The 23408-nt window shown below is 69.5% G+C and carries 17 protein-coding genes and 1 pseudogene; 7 read left to right on the top strand and 11 right to left on the bottom strand.

Annotation, left to right across the window (positions count from 1 at the left end; genetic code table 11):
• Positions 1-50 precede the first annotated feature (50 nt).
• From IFR14_RS10920 to IFR14_RS10900, 5 genes are all read right to left on the bottom strand, one after another.
• Positions 51-800 (bottom strand): hypothetical protein, encoded by a 750-nt coding sequence (locus IFR14_RS10920; RefSeq protein WP_191941076.1) that lies wholly within the window; start codon positions 798-800, stop codon positions 51-53.
• Positions 797-2059 (bottom strand): MurT ligase domain-containing protein, encoded by a 1263-nt coding sequence (locus IFR14_RS10915; protein WP_191941075.1) that lies wholly within the window; start codon positions 2057-2059, stop codon positions 797-799. The genes IFR14_RS10920 and IFR14_RS10915 overlap by 4 nt, the downstream gene beginning before the upstream one ends.
• Before the next feature lie 4 nt (positions 2060-2063).
• Positions 2064-3386, bottom strand: coding sequence for an RNA polymerase sigma factor (locus IFR14_RS10910; RefSeq protein WP_079706303.1), 1323 nt, complete (start codon positions 3384-3386; stop codon positions 2064-2066).
• A gap of 185 nt (positions 3387-3571) precedes the next feature.
• On the bottom strand, positions 3572-4879 hold the full coding sequence (locus tag IFR14_RS10905) for an MFS transporter (protein WP_086473334.1): 1308 nt from the start codon (positions 4877-4879) through the stop codon (positions 3572-3574).
• Between the two features lie 9 nt (positions 4880-4888).
• The gene (locus IFR14_RS10900; protein WP_079705876.1) at positions 4889-5812 is read right to left on the bottom strand and encodes a proteasome assembly chaperone family protein; all 924 of its coding nucleotides are present in this window, start codon (positions 5810-5812) and stop codon (positions 4889-4891) included.
• Between the two features lie 120 nt (positions 5813-5932).
• Here IFR14_RS10900 and IFR14_RS10895 point away from each other — a divergent pair, with 120 nt between their 5' ends.
• The 3 genes from IFR14_RS10895 (at position 5933) to IFR14_RS10885 (ending at position 10453) form a co-directional block, all read left to right on the top strand.
• Positions 5933-7435, top strand: coding sequence for a leucyl aminopeptidase (locus tag IFR14_RS10895; RefSeq protein WP_191941074.1), 1503 nt, complete (start codon positions 5933-5935; stop codon positions 7433-7435).
• A gap of 95 nt (positions 7436-7530) precedes the next feature.
• Positions 7531-8904: a dihydrolipoyl dehydrogenase gene (gene lpdA / locus IFR14_RS10890; protein WP_064293772.1), complete on the top strand. Its 1374-nt coding sequence runs from the start codon at positions 7531-7533 to the stop codon at positions 8902-8904.
• A gap of 61 nt (positions 8905-8965) precedes the next feature.
• A complete protein-coding gene (locus IFR14_RS10885) occupies positions 8966-10453 on the top strand; it encodes a 2-oxo acid dehydrogenase subunit E2 (RefSeq protein WP_191941073.1) in 1488 nt (495 codons plus the stop codon).
• Between the two features lie 30 nt (positions 10454-10483).
• On the opposite strand, the gene IFR14_RS10880 is transcribed toward IFR14_RS10885, so the two are convergent.
• Positions 10484-11998, bottom strand: a complete 1515-nt coding sequence (locus IFR14_RS10880) for a hypothetical protein (RefSeq protein WP_191941072.1) — start codon at positions 11996-11998, stop codon at positions 10484-10486.
• Positions 11999-12129: 131 nt separating this feature from the next.
• Between IFR14_RS10880 and IFR14_RS10875 the strand changes: the two are divergent.
• Positions 12130-12795: pseudogene (locus IFR14_RS10875) on the top strand (DUF4191 domain-containing protein); the annotation flags it as partial.
• Positions 12796-12846: 51 nt separating this feature from the next.
• Here the strand turns inward: IFR14_RS10875 and IFR14_RS10870 are convergent.
• A complete protein-coding gene (locus IFR14_RS10870; protein ID WP_191941307.1) occupies positions 12847-13278 on the bottom strand; it encodes an RDD family protein in 432 nt (143 codons plus the stop codon).
• Between the two features lie 139 nt (positions 13279-13417).
• On the opposite strand from IFR14_RS10870, the gene glnA reads away from it, so the two are divergent.
• The gene (gene glnA / locus IFR14_RS10865) at positions 13418-14842 is read left to right on the top strand and encodes a type I glutamate--ammonia ligase (RefSeq protein WP_056005986.1); all 1425 of its coding nucleotides are present in this window, start codon (positions 13418-13420) and stop codon (positions 14840-14842) included.
• Between the two features lie 75 nt (positions 14843-14917).
• On the opposite strand, the gene IFR14_RS10860 is transcribed toward glnA, so the two are convergent.
• The 4 genes from IFR14_RS10860 to IFR14_RS10845 all read right to left on the bottom strand — a co-directional run bounded on the left by IFR14_RS10860 (position 14918) and on the right by IFR14_RS10845 (position 21643).
• Entirely contained in the window at positions 14918-17911 is a 2994-nt protein-coding gene (locus IFR14_RS10860; protein ID WP_191941071.1) for a bifunctional [glutamine synthetase] adenylyltransferase/[glutamine synthetase]-adenylyl-L-tyrosine phosphorylase, read from the bottom strand.
• Between the two features lie 21 nt (positions 17912-17932).
• The gene (locus IFR14_RS10855) at positions 17933-19288 is read right to left on the bottom strand and encodes a glutamine synthetase family protein (RefSeq protein ID WP_079705870.1); all 1356 of its coding nucleotides are present in this window, start codon (positions 19286-19288) and stop codon (positions 17933-17935) included.
• Positions 19289-19385: 97 nt separating this feature from the next.
• Positions 19386-21353 (bottom strand): hypothetical protein, encoded by a 1968-nt coding sequence (locus IFR14_RS10850; protein WP_191941070.1) that lies wholly within the window; start codon positions 21351-21353, stop codon positions 19386-19388.
• 104 nt (positions 21354-21457) lie between these two features.
• Positions 21458-21643: a hypothetical protein gene (locus tag IFR14_RS10845; protein WP_064293764.1), complete on the bottom strand. Its 186-nt coding sequence runs from the start codon at positions 21641-21643 to the stop codon at positions 21458-21460.
• Between the two features lie 34 nt (positions 21644-21677).
• Between IFR14_RS10845 and map the strand changes: the two genes are divergently transcribed.
• Positions 21678-22580, top strand: coding sequence for a type I methionyl aminopeptidase (gene map / locus IFR14_RS10840; RefSeq protein ID WP_137241724.1), 903 nt, complete (start codon positions 21678-21680; stop codon positions 22578-22580).
• 9 nt (positions 22581-22589) lie between these two features.
• Positions 22590-23366, top strand: coding sequence for a polyphosphate--glucose phosphotransferase (gene ppgK, locus IFR14_RS10835; RefSeq protein ID WP_085510829.1), 777 nt, complete (start codon positions 22590-22592; stop codon positions 23364-23366).
• The last annotated feature ends 42 nt before the right edge of the window (positions 23367-23408 follow it).

Below are 23408 nucleotides of genomic sequence, written 5' to 3'. Positions count from 1 at the left end.
CATCGAGGAAGCTCGGTCTCAGACCAGCGCGGGCTCGATCGCGCGCGTACTCAGGCGAGCGCCGAGACGATCTGCGCTCTGGCGTTGGCGGCGATCTCGTCGAGGTCGTGGAGCTCTGGCGATTCGTCGAGCATCGAGGTGCCCCCGGCGACCGTGATCGCCAGACGGAGCAGTCGATCGGCCAGTTCCGGGTTCTTCGCGAGGACGGGACCGTGCAGGTGGGTTCCGACGAACGGTCCGACCAGCGCACCCTCCGTGCCGTCGCCGTTGCCTCGTCCGTGCTGCACGGTGCCGATCGACTCGACGCCCGTCCCGGCTCGGAAGTCCCGCCCGTGGTTCTCGTACCCGACGAGTACCGGGGCGTCGAGCTCGAGGCCGCCGCTCGGCACGACGACGAGGTCGTCACTCGCCCGCGCGCGCCGCAACGGGGCGTCGCCCTCGATGATGGCGAGGCCCTCGACCCAGCTCCCCGGTACCAGCTCGAGCCGGCGAGTGAGGAGCTTCCATCCGTTGGCGACCGCGAGGACGGGCACCCCGGCCTCCACCCAGGCGATGAACGCGTCGCGGAACGGCCGCAGCGTCTCGAGCACCTGTGGCGCCGACGGGTCGTCGCACGACCCGAGGACGACCGCGTGGACCGTGCTCGGGAGCTCGGCGACCGATTCGACGGGGACGAGCTCGACGGCGAGGCCACGCGCGCGGGCCCGGCGGGCGAGGACCGCGCCGTTCTCGGCGTCGCCGTTCACATTGCAGCTCGAGGGCAGGAGGACGGCGATGGTGATCGTCGGCTCAGTCGTCATGCGTCGTCCTGATCGTTCGAGGCGAGGCCGAGGTGCGCGCGGGTACGGCGCATCGAGTCGGCGGTGAAGATCACGGTCTTCCGACCGTGCGCGGGCGCAGGGAGTGCGAGGAACGCGTCCAACGCCGTGCCGAGGTCCGGTTCGATCCGGTCGATCTCGACGCCGTCGTAGCCCAGCTGCAGCGCGGCCTCCCAGGCCTTGGACCCCGACACGAGCGCAACACGACCGAGCCTGGACGTGTCGACCGGCCAGAGGTACGAGGGATCGCGGACGTCGCTCCCGACGGCAACCAGGATCTGCTCCGTGTCGGCCGCCAGGCTGTCGACGTTGAGCTGGAAGCTCGCGGGGTTCTGGACGAGGACGAACTCGACCTCGACACCGCGGACGGTCGTCACCTCACCGCGGCCGAACACCGGCGTGAGCGCACGGAACGACTCCGACGCGATGGTGAGCTGGAACTCGGGGCCGAGGATCGCGGCGGCGCCGGAGAGGGCTGCAGCGGCATCCACGGCGTAGTGCACGCCGCGAGCCGGCAGACGGAACCGGACGGTCTCGCCGCGGTGGGTGATGGACACCAGGTCGCCGTCGAGGGCTTCGACGACGGTTCCGGAACCGGGATCGACCCGATCGGACGAGGTCGTGCTGTACCCCAGGCCGCGTGCGCTGGCGCCGAGCACGGCCGTCGAGACGCCGTACCGCCATCGCCTCGCGTCGCTGCCTGGCGCGACGGCGTCGACGAGCGCGTCATCGCCGTTCAAGACGAGCGACGTGCTCGATCGGGCAGCGATCGCGTCGAGCATGCGCGCCACCATGGCAGCGTCGTGGAAGCGGTCGATCTGGTCGACGGACACGTTGGTCAGGATGACGTGGGCGGGCGCGAGTCGCGGCGCGATGAGCGCGCCGTGTCCTTCGTCCATCTCGAGCACCCCGAGCTCGGCGTCGATCCGGCCGCGGAGGTCGGCTCGTTCGAGGAGAGCCGAGGTGAGCCCCTGCGAGATGTTCGCCGTGGACGGGTTCGTGAAGACCGACACACCGTGGGCACGCAGGATGCCGACGAGCATCTTGGTCGTCGTCGACTTCCCGCTCGAGCCGCTCACGATCACGAGACCACGCGGGAAGGCGTTCAACGTGTCGGGGAGGAACCCGGGCGCGATGCGGTTGACCACGAGGCCGGGAACGGCCGATCCCCCGCCCGGCTTGCGCAGCCTGGCGAGGAATCGGACGGCACGACCGGCGAGGATGGCCGGGGCGTAGCGCATGCTCCTACTCGAGGTAGTCGCGGAGCGACTGGGATCGGCTCGGGTGACGCAGCTTCGCCATGGTCTTCGACTCGATCTGCCGGATGCGCTCACGGGTGACCCCGAAGGTGTCGCCGATCTGGTCGAGCGTCTTCGGCATGCCGTCGCCGAGGCCGAAGCGCATCCGGATGACGCCCGCTTCCCGCTCGGAGAGCGAGTCGAGGAGCGACTCCAGCTGCTTCTGCAGCATCGTGAAGCTGACGGCGTCGGCCGGCACGACCGCCTCGGTGTCCTCGATCAGGTCACCGAACTCGCTGTCGCCGTCCTCGCCGAGGGGCGTGTGCAGCGAGATGGGCTCGCGGCCGTACTTCTGGACCTCGATGACCTTCTCGGGCGTCATGTCGAGTTCGCGGCTGAGCTCCTCGGGCGTGGGCTCGCGGCCCAGGTCCTGCAGCATCTGCCGCTGGACGCGGGCGAGCTTGTTGATGACCTCGACCATGTGCACCGGGATGCGGATGGTGCGTGCCTGGTCGGCCATGGCGCGCGTGATGGCCTGACGGATCCACCAGGTCGCGTAGGTGGAGAACTTGAAGCCCTTGGTGTAGTCGAACTTCTCGACCGCACGGATGAGGCCCAGGTTGCCCTCCTGGATGAGGTCGAGGAACTGCATGCCGCGGCCCGTGTACCGCTTGGCGAGGCTCACGACGAGTCGGAGGTTCGCCCCGAGGAGGTGGCTCTTGGCGCGGGCGCCGTCCTTCGCGACCCACTGGAGCTCACGGCCGACCCGCGAGCGCTTCTCGAGGTCGGAGAGCTGGGCGAGCTTGTCCTCGGCGAAGAGGCCCGCCTCGATGCGCATCGCGAGTTCGACCTCTTCGGCCGCGTTGAGGAGCGCGACCTTACCGATCTGCTTGAGGTAGTCCTTGACCGGGTCGGCGGTGGCGCCGGTGATGGCGGCCGAGTACACCGGGATCTCGTCGTCGTCGCTGTTGGAGAGCACGAGTGCGTCGGTGGGGAGGGTGATCTCCGGCACGGACTTGTCGTCCTCCTCCTCGACCGCTTCGGTGGCGTCGCCTGCGGGCGCGTCGACCACGGCGTCGTCGGCGACGACCTCGACGACGACGTCCTCGTCGTCCGTGCCCTCATCGGGCTCCGTGCTGGACTTCGTGCCCGCCTTGGCGCGGGTGGCCTTCTTGGGAGCAGCCTTCGCTCGGGTCGTGGTGGCCTTGGTGGTCCGAGCCTTCGCTGCGGGAGCCTCCGTGGCCTCGTCTGCTGGCGCTGCTTCGTCTGCGCGAGCCGTCTTGGTGGCCATAGCTGCACCTTCCTGTTCGGACCCGGCATGGACAGTCATCGCCGGATCGTCCGTGATTTCGGACATTACGAGGACCCATGTCAAGTCTTGGTGCAGTGCAACCCGAAAAGGGCCGCCGACATTCCGAGAGGTGAACGGGTCCGTGTTCCATTATAGCGCGCGGCGGAAGACCTCAGAGCCACAGGCCGTTTGTCAAGGGTGGGATCGGTGGACGAAGCGAACGCTCAGCGACGGCGACCGAGCCTGGCACGGACAGCGATCCACAGCGGACCGACGGCGATGCCCTCGTCCTCGGCGAAGCGTCTCCGCGTGCGGGACCGGGCGACGAGCAGCATCGCGACCCCGAATCCGACCACCAGGTACTGCACGGAGAAGGCGATCCGGAAGCTGTCCATGGAGTAGTCGGCACGGGATCCCCCGCTGACCGCGTCGATGATGAGACCGATGAGGAACATCATGACGAAGCTGGCGAGGAACCCTCCGACGTTCACGATGCCGTTCGCCCCGCCGAGCGCGCGGATGGGGTTGAAGGTGCGGGCGAAGTCGAACCCGATGAGTGAACCGGGGCCGCCGACTCCGACCACGACGAACAGGACGATCACGAGCCACATCGGTGGGACGCCCGGCCAGAGGAGGAGTGCGGCCCAGGCGACGCCCATGACCGTGACGATCCCGAGCACGAGGTTGCTCCGCCGGTAGGGGAACCGGGCGGTGAGCACCCCGAGGATGGGTCCGGCGATCATGCCGGAGACCACGATGACGATGAGCAACGATGCGGCGAGGGGCTGCGGGTAGCCGAGGGCGTAGACCATGAACGGGAAGCCCCAGAGGAGCGTGAGGACCGTACCGGAGGACTGGGTGACGAAGTGCGACCAGAACCCGAGACGCGTCCCTGGCCGACGCAGACTGATGACGACCTCGCGGACGACGTGGCCCCACGTCTCGGGGCGCGGCGCCTCGTCGGAACCGGACGGCCGGTCGCGGACGACGATCACCACCCCGACGAGCGCCAGGAGGACGAGTCCGGCCGCACTGAGGAACGCCGGCGACCAGCCGAAGGCGTGCAGGACGAAGGAGAACGGCACCGCCGAGAGGATCTGTCCGATCTGCCCGATGTTGCCGACCCATTGCGAGACGATCGGCACCCGACGGGTCGGGAACCAGGAGTTCACGAGCCGCAACACGGAAGTGAACACCGCGGCGTCGCCGAGGCCGACCAGCATCCGCCCGACGATCGCGCCGCCGAGTTCGGTCGTGAGACCCAGCCAGACCTGGCCCGCCATGACGACCGTCAGCCCAGCGAGGATCAGGACGCGAGGTCCGAGGCGGTCGATGAGCACCCCGACCGGGACCTGCATCGCGGCGTACACGATCAGCTGTGCGACGGCGAGGGTCGACAGCGCTGCGGCGTCGATCTGGAACCGCTCGGTGGCGTCCACCGCCGCCACGCCGAGCGTGGACCGCTGCATGACGGTGATGAGGTAGGCGAACACCCCGACGCCGAACACCCACCAGACGCGTCGAGATCCCACCGATCCAGCTTAGGTGGTCGAGCGGTCCTCGTCGCCGTGGCGCCGGCTGGCGAGGAACTTCTCGAGCTCCGCGGCGATCTCGTCGGCCGTCGGGAGCGCCCCGTCGATGTCGGTGAGCGGCGATTTCGGCGAGTTGTCGGCCATGTAGGCGTCGTACCGCTCCTCGAGCGTCGTGACCAGCTGGCCCAGCTCGTGGTTGGTCCCGACCTGCTCATCGATCTTGACGAGGAAGTCGCGGCTGTCCTCGCGGAGGCGGTCCGTGGGGAAGATGAGCCCGGTCGCCGCGCTGAGGCTCTCGATCGCCGTGATCGCCGCGGCCGGGAACTCCGTGTCGGCGAGGTAGTGCGGAACGAGGAGCACGAACGCCGCGATGCTGTCGCCGCGCTCGTAGAGGCGGTACTCGAGGAGGTGGAGGACGTTGGACGGCACCTGGGTGCGGGGGCGCCAGACCGAGAGCGACTCGATGAGGTCGAACCGGTTGCCGCTGACGGTGACGCCGATCGGCCTGGTGTGCGGGACCGGCATCGGGATGGCGTGCACCCACGTGGTGTCGCTGACCCGGAAGCGATCGACGAGCTCGAGCACGGCCGCGACGAACCGGTCCCAGAGGAAGTCGGGCTCGAAACCGGTGAGCAGCAGGAATGGCGACCCGAGCTCGTCGTGGGCGAGCGACAGGGTCAGCCGAGGTGGCCGGTACTCCGTCAGGTGGTCCTGGTCGAACGAGATGATCGGCCGGCGGGCCCGGTAGTCGAGCAGGACGTCGGCGTCGAACTCGGCGATGACCGTCGTGTCGAGGACGTCGTCGAGGTAGGCGTTCAACTGCCCGACCGCGCCGCCGGCGTCGGAGAACCCGGTGAGCCCCGCGACGAGGTGGAGGCCGGCGGGGATGTCGATCTCCGGGTGCACCTCGTAGAGGTCGTCAGGCGTAGGCATGGTTCAACTCTAAACGGGGGTGTCGCAGCGCCCTTCCCCTCCGAGCGTCGGCGGTACCGCCGAGAGCGAACACCGGCGGCCCCGCCTCGGTCCGGAACGGCACGTGCCTACGATGGAGGCATGACGATCCCTGTGCTCTCCGTGTTGTCCGCTGCCGTCGAGGGAGTCGAGGCCGAGCTGCTCGTCCTCGCGGTGAGGAAGGGCGACGACGGACCTGAGCTCCTGGCGCCCGATGTCTACGCGCCGCTCGCGGACGAGCTGCGCGCCTCCGGTGTCACGGGATCCGAAGACCAGGTGCGACGCCTCCCGGACCGGTTCGGCGCGGCCTCCGGTCTCGTGCTGGTCGGCCTCGGTCCGGATGCGGACGACGCGGCCTTCCGACGAGCCGCGGGTGCAGTGACCAGGACGATCGACGGCCAGGCCTCGATCGCGTTCGCGTTGACGGAGGAGACGGCCGCCGCCGCCGAAGCCGTCCTCGAGGGGGCGGCCATCGGTGCCTACCGCTACACCGCGTCGCGCGGGGTCGGATCCGCGCCGGCGCCGACACCGCTCGAGCAGATCACCGTCGTCGTCCCGTCGACCGTCGACGCACCGGATGCCGGGCTCGCGGAACACGCCACCGCGGTCGCCGAGGCCATCGCGCTCGTGAAGGACCTGGTCAACACGCCGCCGAACGAGCTCTACCCGGCGACCTTCGCCGACGCGGCCCGAGCAGCGGTCGACGGCCTCGACGTCGAGGTCGAGGAATGGGACGAGACCCGCTTGGCCGAGGACGGCTTCGGCGGCATCCTCGGCGTCGGGCAGGGTTCCTCGCGGCCTCCGCGACTCGTCAAGCTGAGCTACCACCCGGAGGCCGCCAGGAGCCACCTGGCCCTCGTCGGGAAGGGCATCACCTTCGACAGTGGCGGCCTCTCCCTGAAGCCGCCGGTCTCGATGGTCGGCATGAAATACGACATGACCGGCGCGGCGACCGTGCTCGCCGTCCTGGCCGCGGCCGCGCGTCTCGGGGTGCCCACCAGGCTGACCGCATGGCTCTGCCTCGCCGAGAACCTCCCGTCGGGCACGGCGATCCGGCCGAACGACGTCCTCACCATCCGGGGCGGACGCACGGTCGAGGTCACCAACACCGACGCCGAGGGCCGGCTGGTCCTCGCCGACGGACTCGTCGCTGCAGGCGAGGAGGGCCCGGACGCCATCATCGACGTGGCGACCCTCACGGGAGCCGCCGTGGTCGCGCTCGGCAACCGCTACACGGGCGTCATGGGCGACGCGTCCTTCGTCACCGACCTCATCGCGACCGGTTCCGGTGCGGACGAACTGTTCTGGCCGATGCCGTTCCCCGCGGAGCTGCGCAAGGTCCTCGACTCCGACGTCGCCGACCTCGCCAACGCCAAGCCCGGGACCACCGCGGGCGGCATGCTCGTCGCAGGCACGTTCCTCCAGGAGTTCATCGCCGAGCGGACCGACGAGGACGGCGGCACCACCCGCATCCCGTGGGCACACCTGGACATCGCCGGGAGTGCGATGAACGGCGACGCCCCCTACGGCTTCACTGCCAAGGGCCCGACCGGCGTCGCGGTCCGCACCCTCCTCGCAATGGCCGAGGAGATTAGCCACCCGTAGTAAGGTCGGTGGGGGCGGTTCGACCCGCCTCGACGCCGCCGAACACACCACGACGGTTTCCGATCGACCACGAAGCACACACAAGGAGCAACGGAGTGTCCGAGCAGAATTTTGACCTGGTAGTCCTGGGAGGCGGAAGCGGCGGATACGCTGCGGCGTTGCGCGCTTCGCAGCTCGGCCTCACCGTCGGCATGATCGAGAAGGACAAGGTCGGCGGCACCTGCCTCCACCGCGGTTGCATCCCGACGAAGGCGCTGCTGCACTCCGCCGAGGTCGCGGACGCATCGCGCGAGTCGGAGAAGTACGGCGTCAAGTCCACCTTCGAAGGCATCGACATCGAGGGCGTCACGAAGTACCGCGAGGGCATCGTCGCGAAGAAGTACAAGGGACTCCAGGGCCTCGTCAAGGCCCGCGGCATCACCACCATCGAGGGTGAGGGCCGTCTGGTCTCCCCGACGAGCGTGCAGGTCGGCGACGACCTCATCACCGGCAAGAACGTGATCCTCGCGACGGGCTCCTACAGCCGCTCGCTCCCCGGTCTCGAGATCGGTGGCCGCGTCATCACGAGCGAGCAGGCGCTGCAGCTCGACTTCGTGCCGAAGAAGGTCGCCGTTCTCGGCGGCGGTGTGATCGGCGTCGAGTTCGCGAGCGTCTGGAAGTCGTTCGGGACCGAGGTCACGATCATCGAGGCGCTCCCCCACCTCGTCCCCAACGAGGACGAGTCGATCAGCAAGGCCCTCGAGCGCGCGTTCCGCAAGCGCGGCATCGAGTACTCGCTCGGCGTGCGGTTCCAGGGCGTCACCCAGGACGACTCGGGCGTGCACATCACGCTCGAGGACGGCAAGACGATCGACGCCGAGCTGTTGCTCGTCGCCGTCGGCCGTGGCCCGTCGACCGCCGGACTCGGCTTCGAGGAGGTCGGTGTCACCATCGACCGCGGCTTCGTCATCACCAACGACCGTCTCGAGACGAACATCCCCGGCCTCTACGCCGTGGGCGACATCGTCCCCGGCCTGCAGCTCGCGCACCGCGGCTTCCAGCAGGGCATCTTCGTTGCCGAGGAGATCGCCGGTCTCAAGCCGGTCATCATCGAGGACGTCAACATCCCGAAGGTCACCTACAGCGACCCCGAGATCGCGTCCGTCGGTCTCAGCGAGGCCAAGGCGGCCGAGCAGTACGGTGCCGACAACATCACGAGCTACGACTTCAACCTGGCCGGCAACGGCAAGAGCGAGATCATCGGCACGAGCGGCAACGTCAAGGTCATCCGCGTCAACGACGGCCCCGTCATCGGTGTGCACATGATCGGCGCCCGCGTCGGTGAGCTCATCGCCGAAGGCCAGCTCGCCGTCAACTGGGAGGCCTACCCCGAGGACATCGCGCCGCTGATCCACGCGCACCCCACGCAGAACGAGGCGCTCGGCGAAGCATTCCTCGCGCTCGCAGGCAAGCCCCTGCACGCGCTGTGACGCATTCCGAACACCCCAATAAGCTAGTGAACACACAACAGGTTTCAAAGGAGACAAGGTCATGAGCGAATCCGTCAGCCTCCCGGCACTCGGCGAGAGTGTCACCGAGGGTACGGTCACCCGCTGGCTGAAGAATGTCGGCGACACCGTGGAGGTCGACGAGCCACTGCTCGAAGTGTCGACCGACAAGGTCGACACCGAGATCCCTTCGCCCGTCGCGGGTGTCATCGAAGCGATCCTCGTCCAGGAGGACGAGACCGTCGAGGTCGGCACCGCTCTCGTGACCATCGGCGATGGTTCGGGTGCGGCTGCGGCCGAGGAGCCCGCGCCCGCCGCGGAACCGGCTGCTGCCGAGCCCGCTCCGGCTGAGCCCGATCCCGCGGCCGAGCCCGAGCCGGCACCTGCTGCCGCGCCGGCTCCCGCTGCTGCTCCGGCTCCCGCCGCTGCGCCTGCTGCTGCACCGGCACCTGCTGCTGCACCGGCACCTGCTGCTGCACCTGCTGCTGCACCTGCTGCTGCTCCGGCTCCTGCTGCTGCTCCGGCGCCCGCCGCTGCTCCGGCTCCCGCCGCTGCACCTGCTGCTGCTCCGGCACCAGCTGCTGCGCCTGCTGCTGCGGCTCCGGCCGCCGCTTCGACGCCTGCCGCCGGCGGGGTCGTCAACTCCGGCTACGTCACGCCACTGGTGCGTCGTCTCGCCAACCAGCACGGGGTCGACCTCAGCACGGTCACCGGCACCGGTGTCGGCGGACGCATCCGCAAGGAAGACGTCCTGCAGGCTCAGAGCGCCGGTGGCGCCACGGAGTCGCCCGCTGCTCCGACCGTCCAGGTCTCCGAGCTGCGTGGCACGAGCAAGGCCATGTCGCGTCTGCGCAAGGTCGTCGCCGAGCGCGCCGTCGCTTCGATGCAGGGCACCGCCCAGCTGACGAGCGTCGTCGAGGTCGACGTCACGAAGGTCGCGGCACTCCGCACGGCCGTCAAGGACGAGTTCCTCGCCAAGACCGGCAACAAGCTGTCGTTCCTGCCGTTCTTCGCCCTTGCTGCCAGCGAGGCGCTCCAGACGTACCCGATCATCAACGCCACCGTCGACGGCGACCAGATCGTGTACCCGGAGACGGAGAACCTCGCGATCGCCGTGGACACCGAGCGTGGTCTGCTGACGCCGGTCATCCGCAACTCGGGTTCCAAGTCGATCGCCGAGCTCGGTGCCGAGATCGCCGATCTCGCGCAGCGCACTCGCGACAACAAGCTGCAGCCCGACGAGCTGTCGGGCGGCACGTTCACGCTGACCAACACCGGTTCGCGCGGCGCCCTGTTCGACACCCCGATCGTGTTCCTGCCGCAGTCGGCGATCCTCGGTACGGGCATCGTCACGAAGAAGCCGGTCGTCGTGACGGTCGACGGTGCAGACGCCATCGCGATCCGTTCGACGGTCTACCTCGCGCTGAGCTACGACCACCGCATCATCGACGGCGCGGACGCTGCACGCTTCCTCGTCCAGGTGAAGAACCGCCTCGAAGCAGGCGACTTCCGCGGCTCGCTCGGGATCTGATCCCGAACCGATCGCGCTGTGTCCACCGCCTCATCCGGCGGTGAACACCTCCCGCAGACGCCAGCCCGTCTCGCCCCTCACCACGAGGAGCGTGACGGGCTGTCGTCGTCCTGCGGCGGCCTCGTCCGTCTCGGACGGCTCGGCCGTGCCGCGCAGGACCGCCGCGTCGCCCTGACGGTCGACGAGGTCCAGACTCGCCGCATCGATCGATCCGATCCCGACACCGAGGTGCTCGTCGTCCTCGAATGGGGACCCGCGTTCGACGGAGTCCCAGACGCACCCCTCCTCCCCCGTCGTGCGGCACTGATCACGTCGACGGACGAGCTCGCGGGCCGCGGCCGCCGGATCGTCACCGGTGACCACGTCGACGGCGTCAGCTTCGTCCGCCGGTGGCGTCGGCGTCTCCACCGGCGGCGCGATCGTCGTTACCGCCGCGGACGCCGGGCCGACTGAACCGGCCGGCGTCGGTGCGATCGCGGTGCTCGGGTCTTCGGACGGCAGGAACACCATCGCCGCCGACACCAGTGCCGCTGCCGCGCCCGCCGCTCCGATCACGAGTCGACGACGTCTCGGGCTGGAGTCGACGGACGGCGTCGAGCGGGTCGCGGCCGTGACCCGTGTGCCTCGACCGGGTCGCCAGGCCAGACGACGCAGCGACGACCCGGGATGTCGTGACCGACGCCTCGATTCGACAGCGGCTCGTCGGGTCGGCGGGAGCGGAGCCGTCCGCTGCGCGCGATCGGCGGAAGCACGGATGGCATCGGCAGGTGATGCGGACGGCGGGTCGACGCGGTCGAGCAGGACCGGGAGCGGTCGTGCCAGGGCGTGGATCCGCTGTTGCAGTCGGTTGGCGATCTCGTGGTCGGCGAGTTCAGGCACGACGTCGGCCCAGGCCGCGGTCGAGGGGGCCTCGTCGGGGTCGGTCGCCTGCAGGACACCGTCCATGAGCCCCGCGAACGCCGTCCAATCGGCGGCGAACGCCGGAGCGGTGCGGCCGAGCCCACCATCGATCGTCTGGTGGTCGACGGGAGCTGCGCCCGACCAGCCGGAGAGGACCGGTCGGCCGTCGTCGGCGAAGCGCACGGCCGAAGCGCTGATCGACCCGTGGCTGATCCCGGAGAGGTGCGCCGCGCGGATGGCGTCGACCAGTGGTGCCAGGATCGTGACGGCCTCACCGGGAGCGATCGACTCCCGGCGGCGCAGCAGTTCTCCCAACGTGCCGCCGGCGAGCCGCTCGACCAGCAGACACGGGAGGCCGGTGCGATCCTCGGCGACGTCGACGAGTCTCACGATGTGCGGGTGGTCGAGTCGGGACAGGATGGCCGCGCGACGCCAGAGGTCGCGTTCGGCGGCGTCCGCCCTCGCTCGGAGCAGCACGGCGTCGCCCGCCGGGGCGGCCTGGTCGGTGCGCCCTCCGTGCGCGGATCCGGCGTGGGCGAGCACCGTCGAGTAGGCCGTCCACTCCCGGCCCTCGCCCAAGCGCCGGACGAGACGACGGCCGGCAACTCGGGTTGTGGTGGCCGACGGGTCTGGCAGTGTTTCCATAGCTCGATCCTCCGACGCGGAGCCCCGTCCGACGGCGTCGGCGCACGCGGCTGTGGACAAGCTCCCCGCGCCGCCGGCCTGTGGAGCAGAACGCAGCATCAGGACCCTCCGTCACCGGCTATCCTGGGAGCATGGCTCAGAAGGACGCGCCCCCGGCGGCGCAGAAGGAACCAGGGCGGATCAAGCAGCTCTGGCAGGTGTTCCAGCTCACCCGTCGCCACGACAAGGCGGCGCAGTGGTTGATGCTCGGCGGCTTCATCCTGCCGGTGCTCATCGGTGTCGCGGTCGCGCTGCTGTTCTCGGCGGGCAACATCTTCGCGCTCGTCATGTGGATCATCGCGGGCGTGCTCGCCGGCATCCTCGCGGCTCTGTTCATCCTCACCCGGCGCGCGGACAAGGTCGTCTACACGCAGATCGAGGGTCGGCCGGGCGCGGTGGGCCAGGTGCTCCGCGCTGCCCCGCGCTCGTGGCAGACCAGCGAGATGCCCGTCGCCGTGAACCCGAAGACCCAGGACGCGATCTACCGGGCCGTGGGCCGTGGTGGCGTCGCACTGATCGCCGAAGGACCCCGATCGCGGACCTCACGCCTGCTCGAGGACGAGAAGCGCAAGGTCACCCGCATCCTCCCGAACGTGCCGATCACGGTCTTCCACGTCGGCCCGGACGCCGACTCGGTGCAGCTCCGTCAGCTCTCCGGCGCCCTCCGGAAGGTCAAGAAGTCCTTGACCAACCCCGAGGTGCTCGCGGTCAGCAACCGTCTGTCCTCGTTCGGGACGCAGCTCCCCATCCCGAAGGGCGTCGACCCGATGCTCCTGACGGAGGGCGGCCGTTCGCGTTTCCGGCTGCGTTCAGCGCACCCGCAGGAGCACCGTGCCGGCGACCTTGTCGTGGAAGCCGCGCTGGTCCGAATCCCAGACGAGCGCTGGAACGACCACGCAGAGGAGCACCGTCCGGACGGCCGGCCGCCAGAGTCCGACCCACCCGCCGGTCAACGGCATGAGACGCATCCCGCAGAGGCGATGGCCGAGACTGCCGCCGATGGTCGGGATGAACACGAACTGCATGATGGCGAAGATCACGAGCGTCGCGGTGGCGTCGTAGGCGAAGAACGCGACGGAGAGGACGACCGCCAGGGCCCAGTCGATGACGAGGGCGGTGATCCGCCGACCGACCCGCGCGACCGACCTGACGCCGCTCTCCGGGAGTCCCAGGCGTTCACCGGGGAAGGCGCTGGGAGGAAGCTCTCCGAAGGTCCGTGGATTCTGCGGGGTGTGGGGCACTGTGCCATTCTATTCGGGCGGGGATTCTCGTAACATCCACGAAACATGGGTGTCATGGCGGGGTAACCCCCTCCCCGTAGTCTCACAGATGGCTGCGCTGTGCAGCCTCCCTGTACCAACCCCATTTGGAGCCATTCACATGTTCAGTGATTCTTCCGAAGTGCTCAAGTTCATCAAGGACACCGATGTCAAGTTCCTCGACATCCGCTTCACGGACCTTCCCGGCGTGCAGCAGCACTTCAACATCCCGGCCAGCACCGTCGACGAGGAGTTCTTCACCGTCGGCCAGCTCTTCGATGGTTCGTCCATCCGTGGCTTCGCCAACATCCACGAGTCGGACATGCAGCTCATCCCGGATGTCTCCACCGCTTACATCGACGCCTTCCGTGCCGAGCGCACGCTCATCATGGTGTTCGACATCTACAACCCCCGCAACGGCGAGATCTACTCCAAGGACCCGCGTCAGGTCGCCAAGAAGGCTGAGAAGTACCTCGCCTCGACCGGCATCGCCGACACCGCGTTCTTCGCGCCCGAGGCCGAGTTCTACATCTTCGACGACGTCCGATACGAGGTGAACCAGCACTCGAGCTTCTACTCGGTGGACTCCGAAGAGGGAGCCTGGAACACCGGGCGCGCCGAAGAGGGCGGCAACCTCGGCAACAAGACGCCCTACAAGGGTGGCTACTTCCCCGTCAGCCCCGTCGACAAGCAGGCCGACCTCCGCGACGACATCAGCCTCAAGCTGATCGACGCCGGCCTCATCCTCGAGCGCGCGCACCACGAGGTGGGCACCGGCGGCCAGGCCGAGATCAACTACCGCTTCGACACCATGGTCGCCGCGGCGGACGACATCCTCAAGTTCAAGTACATCGTGAAGAACACGGCTGAGCTGTGGGGCAAGACCGCGACGTTCATGCCGAAGCCGCTCTTCGGCGACAACGGCTCGGGCATGCACACGCACCAGTCGCTGTGGAGCGACGGCAAGCCGCTCTTCTACGACGAGAACGGCTACGGCGGCCTGTCCGACCTCGCCCGCTGGTACATCGGTGGCCTGCTGAAGCACGCCCCGGCCGTCCTGGCGTTCACGAACCCGACGGTGAACTCCTACCACCGCCTGGTCCCCGGCTTCGAGGCCCCCGTCAACCTGGTCTACTCGGCCGGTAACCGCTCGGCGTCGATCCGTATCCCGATCACGGGCACGAACCCGAAGGCCAAGCGCATCGAGTTCCGCGCGCCCGACGCCTCCGGCAACCCGTACCTCGCGTTCGCCGCTCAGCTGATGGCCGGCCTCGACGGCATCAAGAACCGCATCGAGCCGCACGAGCCCGTCGACAAGGACCTCTACGAGCTTCCCCCCGAGGAGGCCAAGAACATCCCGCAGGTGCCCGCATCGCTCGGCGCTGCACTCGAGGCGCTCGAGGCGGACCACGAGTTCCTCCTCGCCGGCAACGTCTTCACACCGGAGCTCATCGAGACCTGGATCCAGTACAAGCGCGAGAACGAGATCAAGCCGCTGGCTCAGCGCCCGCACCCGTTCGAGTTCGAGCTGTACTACGGCGTCTGACGACACCTGCTGCACCGCGAACCGCCCGTCATCCGCTCGGATGGCGGGCGGTTCCGTATGGTCGAGGCGATCGGCTCAGATGCCGTAGAAGCCGTGTTCGAAGACCGTCCGGGCGCGCCGGGTGGCCGCGAGGTAGTCCTGCTCCAGGAGGCTCGCCGACCCGGTCGGGTATTCCAGGAGCCGCGCGACACCTTCGAGCTGTTGTCGGTCGCTCGGCAGCACGTCCTGCGTCTTGTTCAACCACAGCGTCATGGCCGAGCGGATCCGCGACGCCAGGATCCAGGCCTCACGGAGTCGTTCGGCGGACTCCCGGTCGACGAGATCCGCCTCCACCGCCGCGTCGAGCGCTCGGAGCGTCGAGGTGGTTCGCAACGACGGCACCGCCGCGCCGTGCTCGAGCTGGAGGAGCTGCACGAACCACTCGACGTCGCTGAGCGAGCCGCGCCCGAGCTTCAGGTGTCTCGTCGGGTCGGCGCCCTGCGGCAGCCGCTCGTTCTCGACACGTGCCTTGATCCGCTTGACCTCGCGGACGGACTGCTCGCTGATCGCCGCTGGGTAGCGGACCGTGTCCGCCACCTCGGTGAACGCCTCGATGAGCTCGGTGTCGCCCACGACTCCGGCGGCGCGGAGCAGCGCCTGGGCTTCCCAAGTGAGCGACCAGCGCGCGTAGTAGTTGCGGTAGGAGTCGAGGGAGCGCACGAGCGGACCGTTCTTCCCCTCCGGACGGAGGTCGAGGTCGAGGTCGAGCGGGAGCCGGGCGTCCTCGCTCAGACGCTTGAGTTCTGCGGCGATCGCTCCGGCCTGGCGCTGTGCATCCTGGGTGTCGACCCCGTCCTTCGGCCGGAACACGTAGAGGACGTCGAGGTCCGAACCAAGGCCGAGCTCTGCGCCGCCGTAGCGGCCCATGGCGATGATGGCGAACTCGATGTCCGCGCCGAGGCCGCCGATGCGTCTGACGGCGCCGAGGAGCCCTGCGAGCGTGGCCGTCGACACGTCCGTCAGTCCGGCTGCGAGGCCCTGCACGTCGAGCATCCCGACGGTCGACGACATCGCCAGCCGGAGGACTTCGCGTCGCCGCACCGCGCGGATGGCGGCGGCTGCGGTGTCCGGTGAGTCGTGTCGTCTGAGGATGGCGGCGATCTCCTCGCCGAGCGCGGACGACGATCGTGGGAGGAGGTCCTCGTCCCCCGCGAGCCAAGCGGCCGACTCGGGGATGCGGTCCATGAGCTCGCCGATGAACCGGGACCCCGAGAGGACCCGCGTGAGCCGCTCGGCTGCGCCTGAGGAGTCGCGGAGCATCCGCAGGAACCAGTGCGACTCGCCGAGGGACTCGCTGAGCCGCCGGAACGCGAGCAATCCGTAGTCGGGGTCGGCGCCGTCCGCGAACCAGCCGAGCATCACGGGGAGCAGATGCCGCTGGATGTTGGCGCGTCGAGACACACCGGCGGTGAGCGCCCCGATGTGGGCGAGCGCGCCGCGGGGGTCGACGAAGCCGATCGCCGCGAGTCGCGCCTCCGCCTGACCGCTCGTCAGACTCAGACCGCTCTCGGGCAAGGCCGCGACCGCCGAGAGCAGCGGCCGGTAGAACAACCGCTCGTGCAGCTGCCGGACACCGTGCTTCGTGGCCTCCCAGCGCGTGACGAGGGCCTGTGCGGTCGTCGCGAGCGTGCTCGACCGGGCCAGGGAGCGGAGCGACGGCTCGTCGCGCGGCATCATGTGCGTGCGCTGCAGGCGCGTCAGCTGCAGGCGGTGTTCGAGCACACGGAGCAGGCGGTAGTCGTGCGCGAACTCCTGCGCCTCGGCTCGACCGATGTATCCGGCGGTCGCGAGGCCGTCGAGGGCGGCGAGGGTTCCGCGTTGATGCACGGAGTCGTCGAGCTGTCCGTGGACGAGCTGCAGCAGTTGGACCGTGAACTCGATGTCGCGGAGCCCGCCCGGGCCGAGTTTCAGTTGGTAGTGGACGTCCTCCGCCGGAATGTGTTCGGTGACCCGTTCGCGCATGCGCTGCACGGATTCGACGAAGCCCTCGCGGGACGCACTCCCCCACACCTTCGGCTGCACCGCCTCGATGTAGCGGGCACCGAGGTCGGGATCGCCGGCGAGGGCCCGTGCCTTGAGGAGGGCCTGGAACTCCCAGCTCTTCGCCCAGCGGTCGTAGTAGACGAGATGCGACTCGAGCGTGCGGACGAGGGCGCCGGCCTTCCCCTCCGGACGGAGGTTCGGATCGACCTCCCACAGGCTCGGCTCGAGACCAGCCTGTCCGAGACCGCGCATGGTGAGGACCGCGAGCCGGGTGGCGATCTCGACGGCACGCCCGTTGTCGAGCCCGTCCTCGTCGTCGCCCGAACCCTCACCGACGAAGATGACGTCGACGTCGGAGACGTAGTTCAGCTCCCGTGCGCCAGCCTTGCCCATGCCGATGATGGCGAAGCGGGTGGCCGCGACCTCCTCGCGCGGGTACACGCCGGGGCCCCTCGGGCCGCTCGTCTGCGTGCGTGCGACGGCGATGGAGGCCTCCAACGCACCCGCTGCGAGGTCGGAGAGGGCACTGGCGACCCGGTCGAGCACGACGATCGGGTCCGGGGCGCAGAGGTCGAAGAGGGCGACCTCTGCGAGCAGTCGGCGGTAGACCACGCGGATCGCGTCCCAGGCCGGCTCCTCGACGATCGCGGCGAAGCCGTCCTCGGCACCGACGCTCGCGAGCAGTTCGTCGCGCGCCTCCTGCAGCGTCGGGACGCGGGTGACCGGCAACTCGAACACCGACAGCTGGTCGGGGTGGCGGAGGAAGAAGTCGATGAACCCCTGCGAGGCGCCGAACAGTCGGAACAGTCGCTCGGCCGAGGCCTGGTCCGCCAGGAGCGCCGACAGCTCGTCGGGTGACTTCCGACCGACCATCAGCACACCGACCAGCGCGGCGTCGGGGTCGGCCGCGACGGCGAAGGAGGGCGACAGCGACGCCGGGTCGAGCTGGACGAGCTCGGCGAGCTCGTCCAGCCGGTCCCGGGCCTCACCCAGACCGGTGAACCCGAGTCGGGCGAGCGTGCTCAGAGAGATGTTCTCGCGGACCATGCGACCGACCGGTCCCCTCGTCTAGAGCATCTCCAGGTTGCTGGCCAACTCGAAGGGGGTCACCTGGGCCCGGTACTCGTGCCATTCCTGTCGCTTGTTCAGCAGGACGTAGTTGAACACCTGCTCGCCGAGCGTCTCCGCCACGAGTTCGGAACCCTCCATCAGGCTGACCGCGCGATCGAGGCTGGCGGGCAGGGCGTTGTATCCCAGTGCCCGACGCTCGGTGTCGGAGAGGGTCCAGACGTTGTCCTCGGCCTCCGGCGGGAGCTCGTAGCCCTCCTCGATGCCCTTCAGCCCAGCGGCGAGCATGAGCGAGAAGGCGAGGTACGGGTTGGCGGCGGAGTCGATGGCGCGGTACTCGACCCGAGCGCTCTGGCCCTTGTTGGGCTTGTACAGCGGCACGCGCACGAGTGCGGAGCGGTTGTTGTGGCCCCAGCAGACGAAGCTCGGGGCCTCGGACAGCTTGTTCGGACCGACGCCACCCCAGAGTCGCTTGTAGGAGTTCACGAACTGGTTCGTCACCGCGGTGATCTCCGGAGCGTGCGTCAGGAGTCCGGCGATGAACTGCCGGCCCGTCTTCGAGAGCTGGTACTGCGCACCCGCCTCGTAGAAGGCGTTCGAGTCGCCCTCGAACAACGACATGTGCGTGTGCATGCCGCTGCCGGGCTGGTGGACGAGCGGCTTCGGCATGAACGTCGCGTAGACGCCCTGCTCGATCGCCACCTCCTTCACGACGGTGCGGAAGGTCATGATGTTGTCGGCCGTCGTCAGGGCGTCGGCGTACCGCAGGTCGATCTCGTTCTGGCCGGGTCCCGCCTCATGGTGGCTGAACTCGACGGAGATCCCGAGGTCTTCGAGCATCCGGACGGAACGTCGACGGAAGTCGTGCGCGGTGCCACCGGGGACGTTGTCGAAGTAGCCCGCGGAGTCGACCGGCTCCGGTCCGTCGACGCCGTACTGCGAGGACTTCAGCAGGTAGAACTCGATCTCGGGGTGCGTGTAGAACGTGAACCCCATGTCGGCGGCCTTCGCCAGGGTGCGCTTCAAGACGTTCCGCGGGTCGGCGACGGCGGGCTGGCCGTCAGGCGTCGTGATGTCGCAGAACATGCGCGCCGTCGGGTCGATCTCGCCGCGCCACGGCAGGATCTGGAAGGTCGTCGGATCGGGGTGGGCCAGGAGGTCCGACTCGTAGGAGCGGCTGAGCCCCTCGATCGCCGATCCGTCGAAGCCGAGGCCCTCGGAGAACGCGCCTTCCACTTCGGCCGGGGCGATCGCGACGGACTTGAGCGTCCCGACGACATCGGTGAACCACAGCCGGACGAACTTGACGCCCCGCTCCTCGATCGTGCGGAGAACGAAGTCGCGCTGCTTATCCATCTGCCCCTCTTCCTTCGGCCGGCGGCCCGTGTCTAGGCTACTGGCTCCGTCCCGGTTCCCGCTCATCAGCGCGCGCCGGGCGTGGGCGATCCACGGCTCACCACCAGGCGAGGACGAAGAGTGCGGTCCAGCCGGCCGTCGCCGCCCACAGCAGTGAGAGGGCGGCGATCCGCAGCCGCGATCCACGGTGGGCCCCTTGCCAGACGGGCACCAGCCCGAGGCAACTCACGAGGAGGGCGATGGAGAGCCACGGCAAGGCGGCGGGCACCCCGACGAGAGCGATCGCCGGACTCGAGGCAGCCGCACGGACGAGCACGACGGCTCCGCCGATCGCCCACGTCGCTCCGAACACCGGAGCGATCCCCAGCAGGAGGCCGTCCTGGACCGGCTGGCGCCGAAGCGCCTGGGTGATCAACCGGTAGCCCCACGCCACGGACCATCCGATGGCCACGAGCCCGAACAGGATGGGCAGCACCAGTAGCAGCCACCCGCCACCGGTGTCCGACGAGGTCTGCTCGGCCCATCGCGGGCTCGCCGCGACATCGGCTCGATCGACGACGGCGACGGCCGCGTCGTCGGCGTCGCAGAGCGCCGCCCGATAGCTCGCCGGATCGCTGAGCCACGCGCGCACCGCGACCCGCGCGCACGCACTGCTGACCGATGGGACGGCTCCCGACCCGGGGAAGACCGCCACGAGGGCGTCCGCCGTGCCGTCGGCGAGGGGGACGACGAGGGCGGCGGCCTGTTCCGGTGCGCTGAGCACGAAGACCGACGTCCCGATCGCTCCCGGCGGCGGCGTCGCACCCACGGCGAACGAGGAGCAGGCAGCGGCCGCGACGTCCTCCAGCAGCGTCGGCGTGGTGACCTCCGCGTCCGAGCGTTCGATCGCCCCAGGCCAGCCGGTCGTCGAACACCCGAGCACGCGGTCGAGGATGCCACCGGAGTCGGCCAGCTGGGCGGTCGCATCGTTCGCCACGGGATCCAGCACCGTGCTGTCGCCGTCCGCGACCGAGCTCAGGAGCACCGGGAGTGCCGCCTGGGCGGTGGGTTCGGACAACGCGTGTGAGGCGATCGCCAAGAGCGCGTCGCCACCGAGGGTGATCGGGCGCGGTCCGGAGGTGCGGTGCGGTTCGGCGACGAGCTCATCGGTGGCGGCGCTGAGGATCCCGGCCGAACGTGCGACCTCGGTCGGCGCGGTGTCCGGGGTCGCGGACGCCGGTTCCTCGGCGGCGGCGGCCTGTGGTGCCGCCGGCGGGGACGGAACGGGACCCTGCGGCTCCTCGCCGCGCGCACGGACGACGGCCAGGGCGGCCGCCACACCGCCCGCGGAGACGATCCCGGGTGCACCCAGGTCGGGGCCGTCGAGGACGACACCGTCGACACCACCCGGATCGACGTCGGACGCCGCGAGGGCCACGCCGGCCGACGAGCCCACGGCCAGGATGGTCCACCGGTCGTAACCGAGCTGCTGCCGGAGGTCACGGAGGTCGGCCGCCGCAGGCGCGACGCCGAAGTCGCTCGGCACGACGCCGTCCTCCTGCCAGGCCGCGGTGCAGGAGGCGAAGGCCGCGCCGACCGCGGCGACGCGGGTTGCATGGTCCCCATCAGCGCCGAGCGAGGCGCGGATAACCGCGGTCGCCGGCGCACAGTCGAGCGACGGCGTGGCGTCGCGACCGCCCCGGCGTTCGACGAACACCACGTCGCGGTCGGAGGCCAGCCCGCCCTCGACCGCGAGCTGCTGGATGTCGAGCGTCGAGAGCGCCGACCCGCCGGCGAGGTAGACGAGCGGCGGTCGCCCGGTCTCGAGGGCGGCCGGTACGAGCACGTACGGCAGGGTCGCCTCCGCCGAGTCCGGCACCGCGCGAGACAGGGGCACCGTCAACACGCCGCAGCGGGAACCACCGGGGACCGCGGTGACGCACTCGGCGGTACTGACCTCGGCGGTGACCATCGGCGCTGCACCGGCGGGCGACGCCGGCATGAGGAGGAGTCCGAGGGTGAGGGCCGCGACGGCACCTCGTCCGACGGCGATCGGTCGCCTCCGCGGACGGTCGATCCTGTGCATGTTCCCCCCGCTCGAGCTTCATCGCTCGGCCCATCCTGGCGGATCACACCACGCCTGCGGAAGAGGGCTTGCCCGCAATCCGCTCGTGTTGCGACCCGGGTGGCTCAGTCCTCGGCAGCCTCGTCGGCGTCCCACTTCGCGCTGTTGGCGCGCAGTCGCTCGAGTGCGTGCGAGGCCTCCGCAGCCGTCTCGAAGGGGCCGACGCGGTCGACGACACTCGACTCGAAGCCGAACTCGACCTGACCGGTCTTCGTGTTGTACCAGTACTGCTCGGATGGTTCCTTCGCCACGGCGCGTCTCCCCTGCTCGGTTAGGCTTGATCCTATGCCTTTCGACACCGCAGGTCACCTGATCCCCGGTCGCGTCGGCCGCCCCCGATCGGTGCCGGAGACGATCGTCCGCCCCGAGTACGTCGGCCGCGCCGCACCGGCCACCGACACCCGGGGCGATCTGTATTCGGCTGAGGAGATCGAACGCATCCGGGTCGCCGGGACCATCGCCGCCGATGCGATCCAAGCCGTCGGCGCGGCGGTCCGTCCCGGGGTGACCACCGACGAGCTGGACGCCATCGGACACGCGTTCGTCATCGGTGCGGGCGCCTATCCGTCGACGCTCGGGTACCGCGGCTACCCCAAGTCGATCTGCAGTTCGGTCAACGAGGTCGTCTGCCACGGCATCCCCGACGACACCGCCTTGCGCGAGGGCGACCTCGTGAACATCGACATCACCGCCTACCTCGACGGCGTGCACGGCGACAGCAACGTGACCTTCCTCGTCGGCGACGTCGCCGACGACACCCGTCTCCTCGTCGAGCGCACCCGGGAAGCCCTCAACCGCGGTATCAAGGCCGTCGCCCCCGGCCGGCAGATCAACGTCATCGGTCGTGCGATCGAGTCCTACGCGAAGCGGTTCGGGTACGGCGTCGTCCGCGACTTCACGGGCCACGGTGTCGGCCGGTCCTTCCACTCGGGGCTGATCGTCCCCCACTACGACGCCGCGCCGCTGTACGACACGGTGATGGAGCCGGGCATGGTGTTCACGATCGAGCCGATGCTCACGATCGGATCCCAGGACTGGGAGCAGTGGGACGACGACTGGACGGTCACGACCCGCGACCGGTCGTTGACCGCGCAGTTCGAGCACACGCTCGTCGTCACCGAACGCGGGGCCGAGGTCTTGACCCTTCCGAGCACGATCGACACCGCCGCAGCGCCCGCGGCGCTCTAGGCTGGACGCATGACGAACGCAGCTCCCCGGTCCGCCGTCGGCATCGATATCGGAGGGACCGGCATCAAAGGTGCGGTCGTCGATCTCACAACGGGTGCCCTCCTCACCGATCGGGTGAAGATCCCCACGCCGAAGGGTGGCGAGCCGAAGGACATCGTCGTGACGGTGCGGGAGGTGCTCGAGCAGCTGTCCCCGGCCTCCGACGGACTCCCGCTCGGCGTCTGCTTCCCCGCGATCGTCCGCAACGGCCGGACGATGTCCGCGGCGAACGTCTCCGACGCCTGGATCGGCCTCGAAGCCGAGCAGCTGTTCGAGCAGGGCCTCGGGCGGGAGATCACCTTCGTGAACGACGCCGACGCGGCCGGGTACGCCGAGACCGAGTTCGGGGCAGCCAAGGGCGCAAGCGGTCTCACGATCCTGACGACCCTCGGCACCGGCATCGGCACGGCGCTCATCTACAACCGCACGTTGATCCCGAACGCCGAACTCGGGCACCTGGAGATCGACGGCAAAGACGCCGAGACGCGGGCGTCCTACGCGGTCAAGGAGCGCGAGGACCTGAGCTGGGAGAAGTGGGCCAAGCGCCTCCAGAAGTACTACGAGCGCCTCGAGTTCCTCTTCTCGCCCGATCAGTTCGTGGTGGGCGGCGGCGTGTCCAAGCACGCGGACCACTTCCTGCCGCTCCTGAAGCTCGACACCCCGATCATCCCCGCCGTGCACCGGAACAACGCGGGCATCCTCGGCGCAGCCGCGCTCGCCGCCGGCCCCGCCGAACGCATCGCCTGAGCACTGCGGGGCGCGCTGCGGCGGTGCCGTGCTGAGGTGTGA

It is taken from the genome of Plantibacter sp. CFBP 8775 (assembly GCF_014839505.1).
Classification (GTDB): domain Bacteria; phylum Actinomycetota; class Actinomycetes; order Actinomycetales; family Microbacteriaceae; genus Plantibacter; species Plantibacter auratus.
The sequence above is the reverse complement of the archived record's forward strand: the minus strand, read 5'-3'. Positions and strand labels throughout refer to the sequence as shown.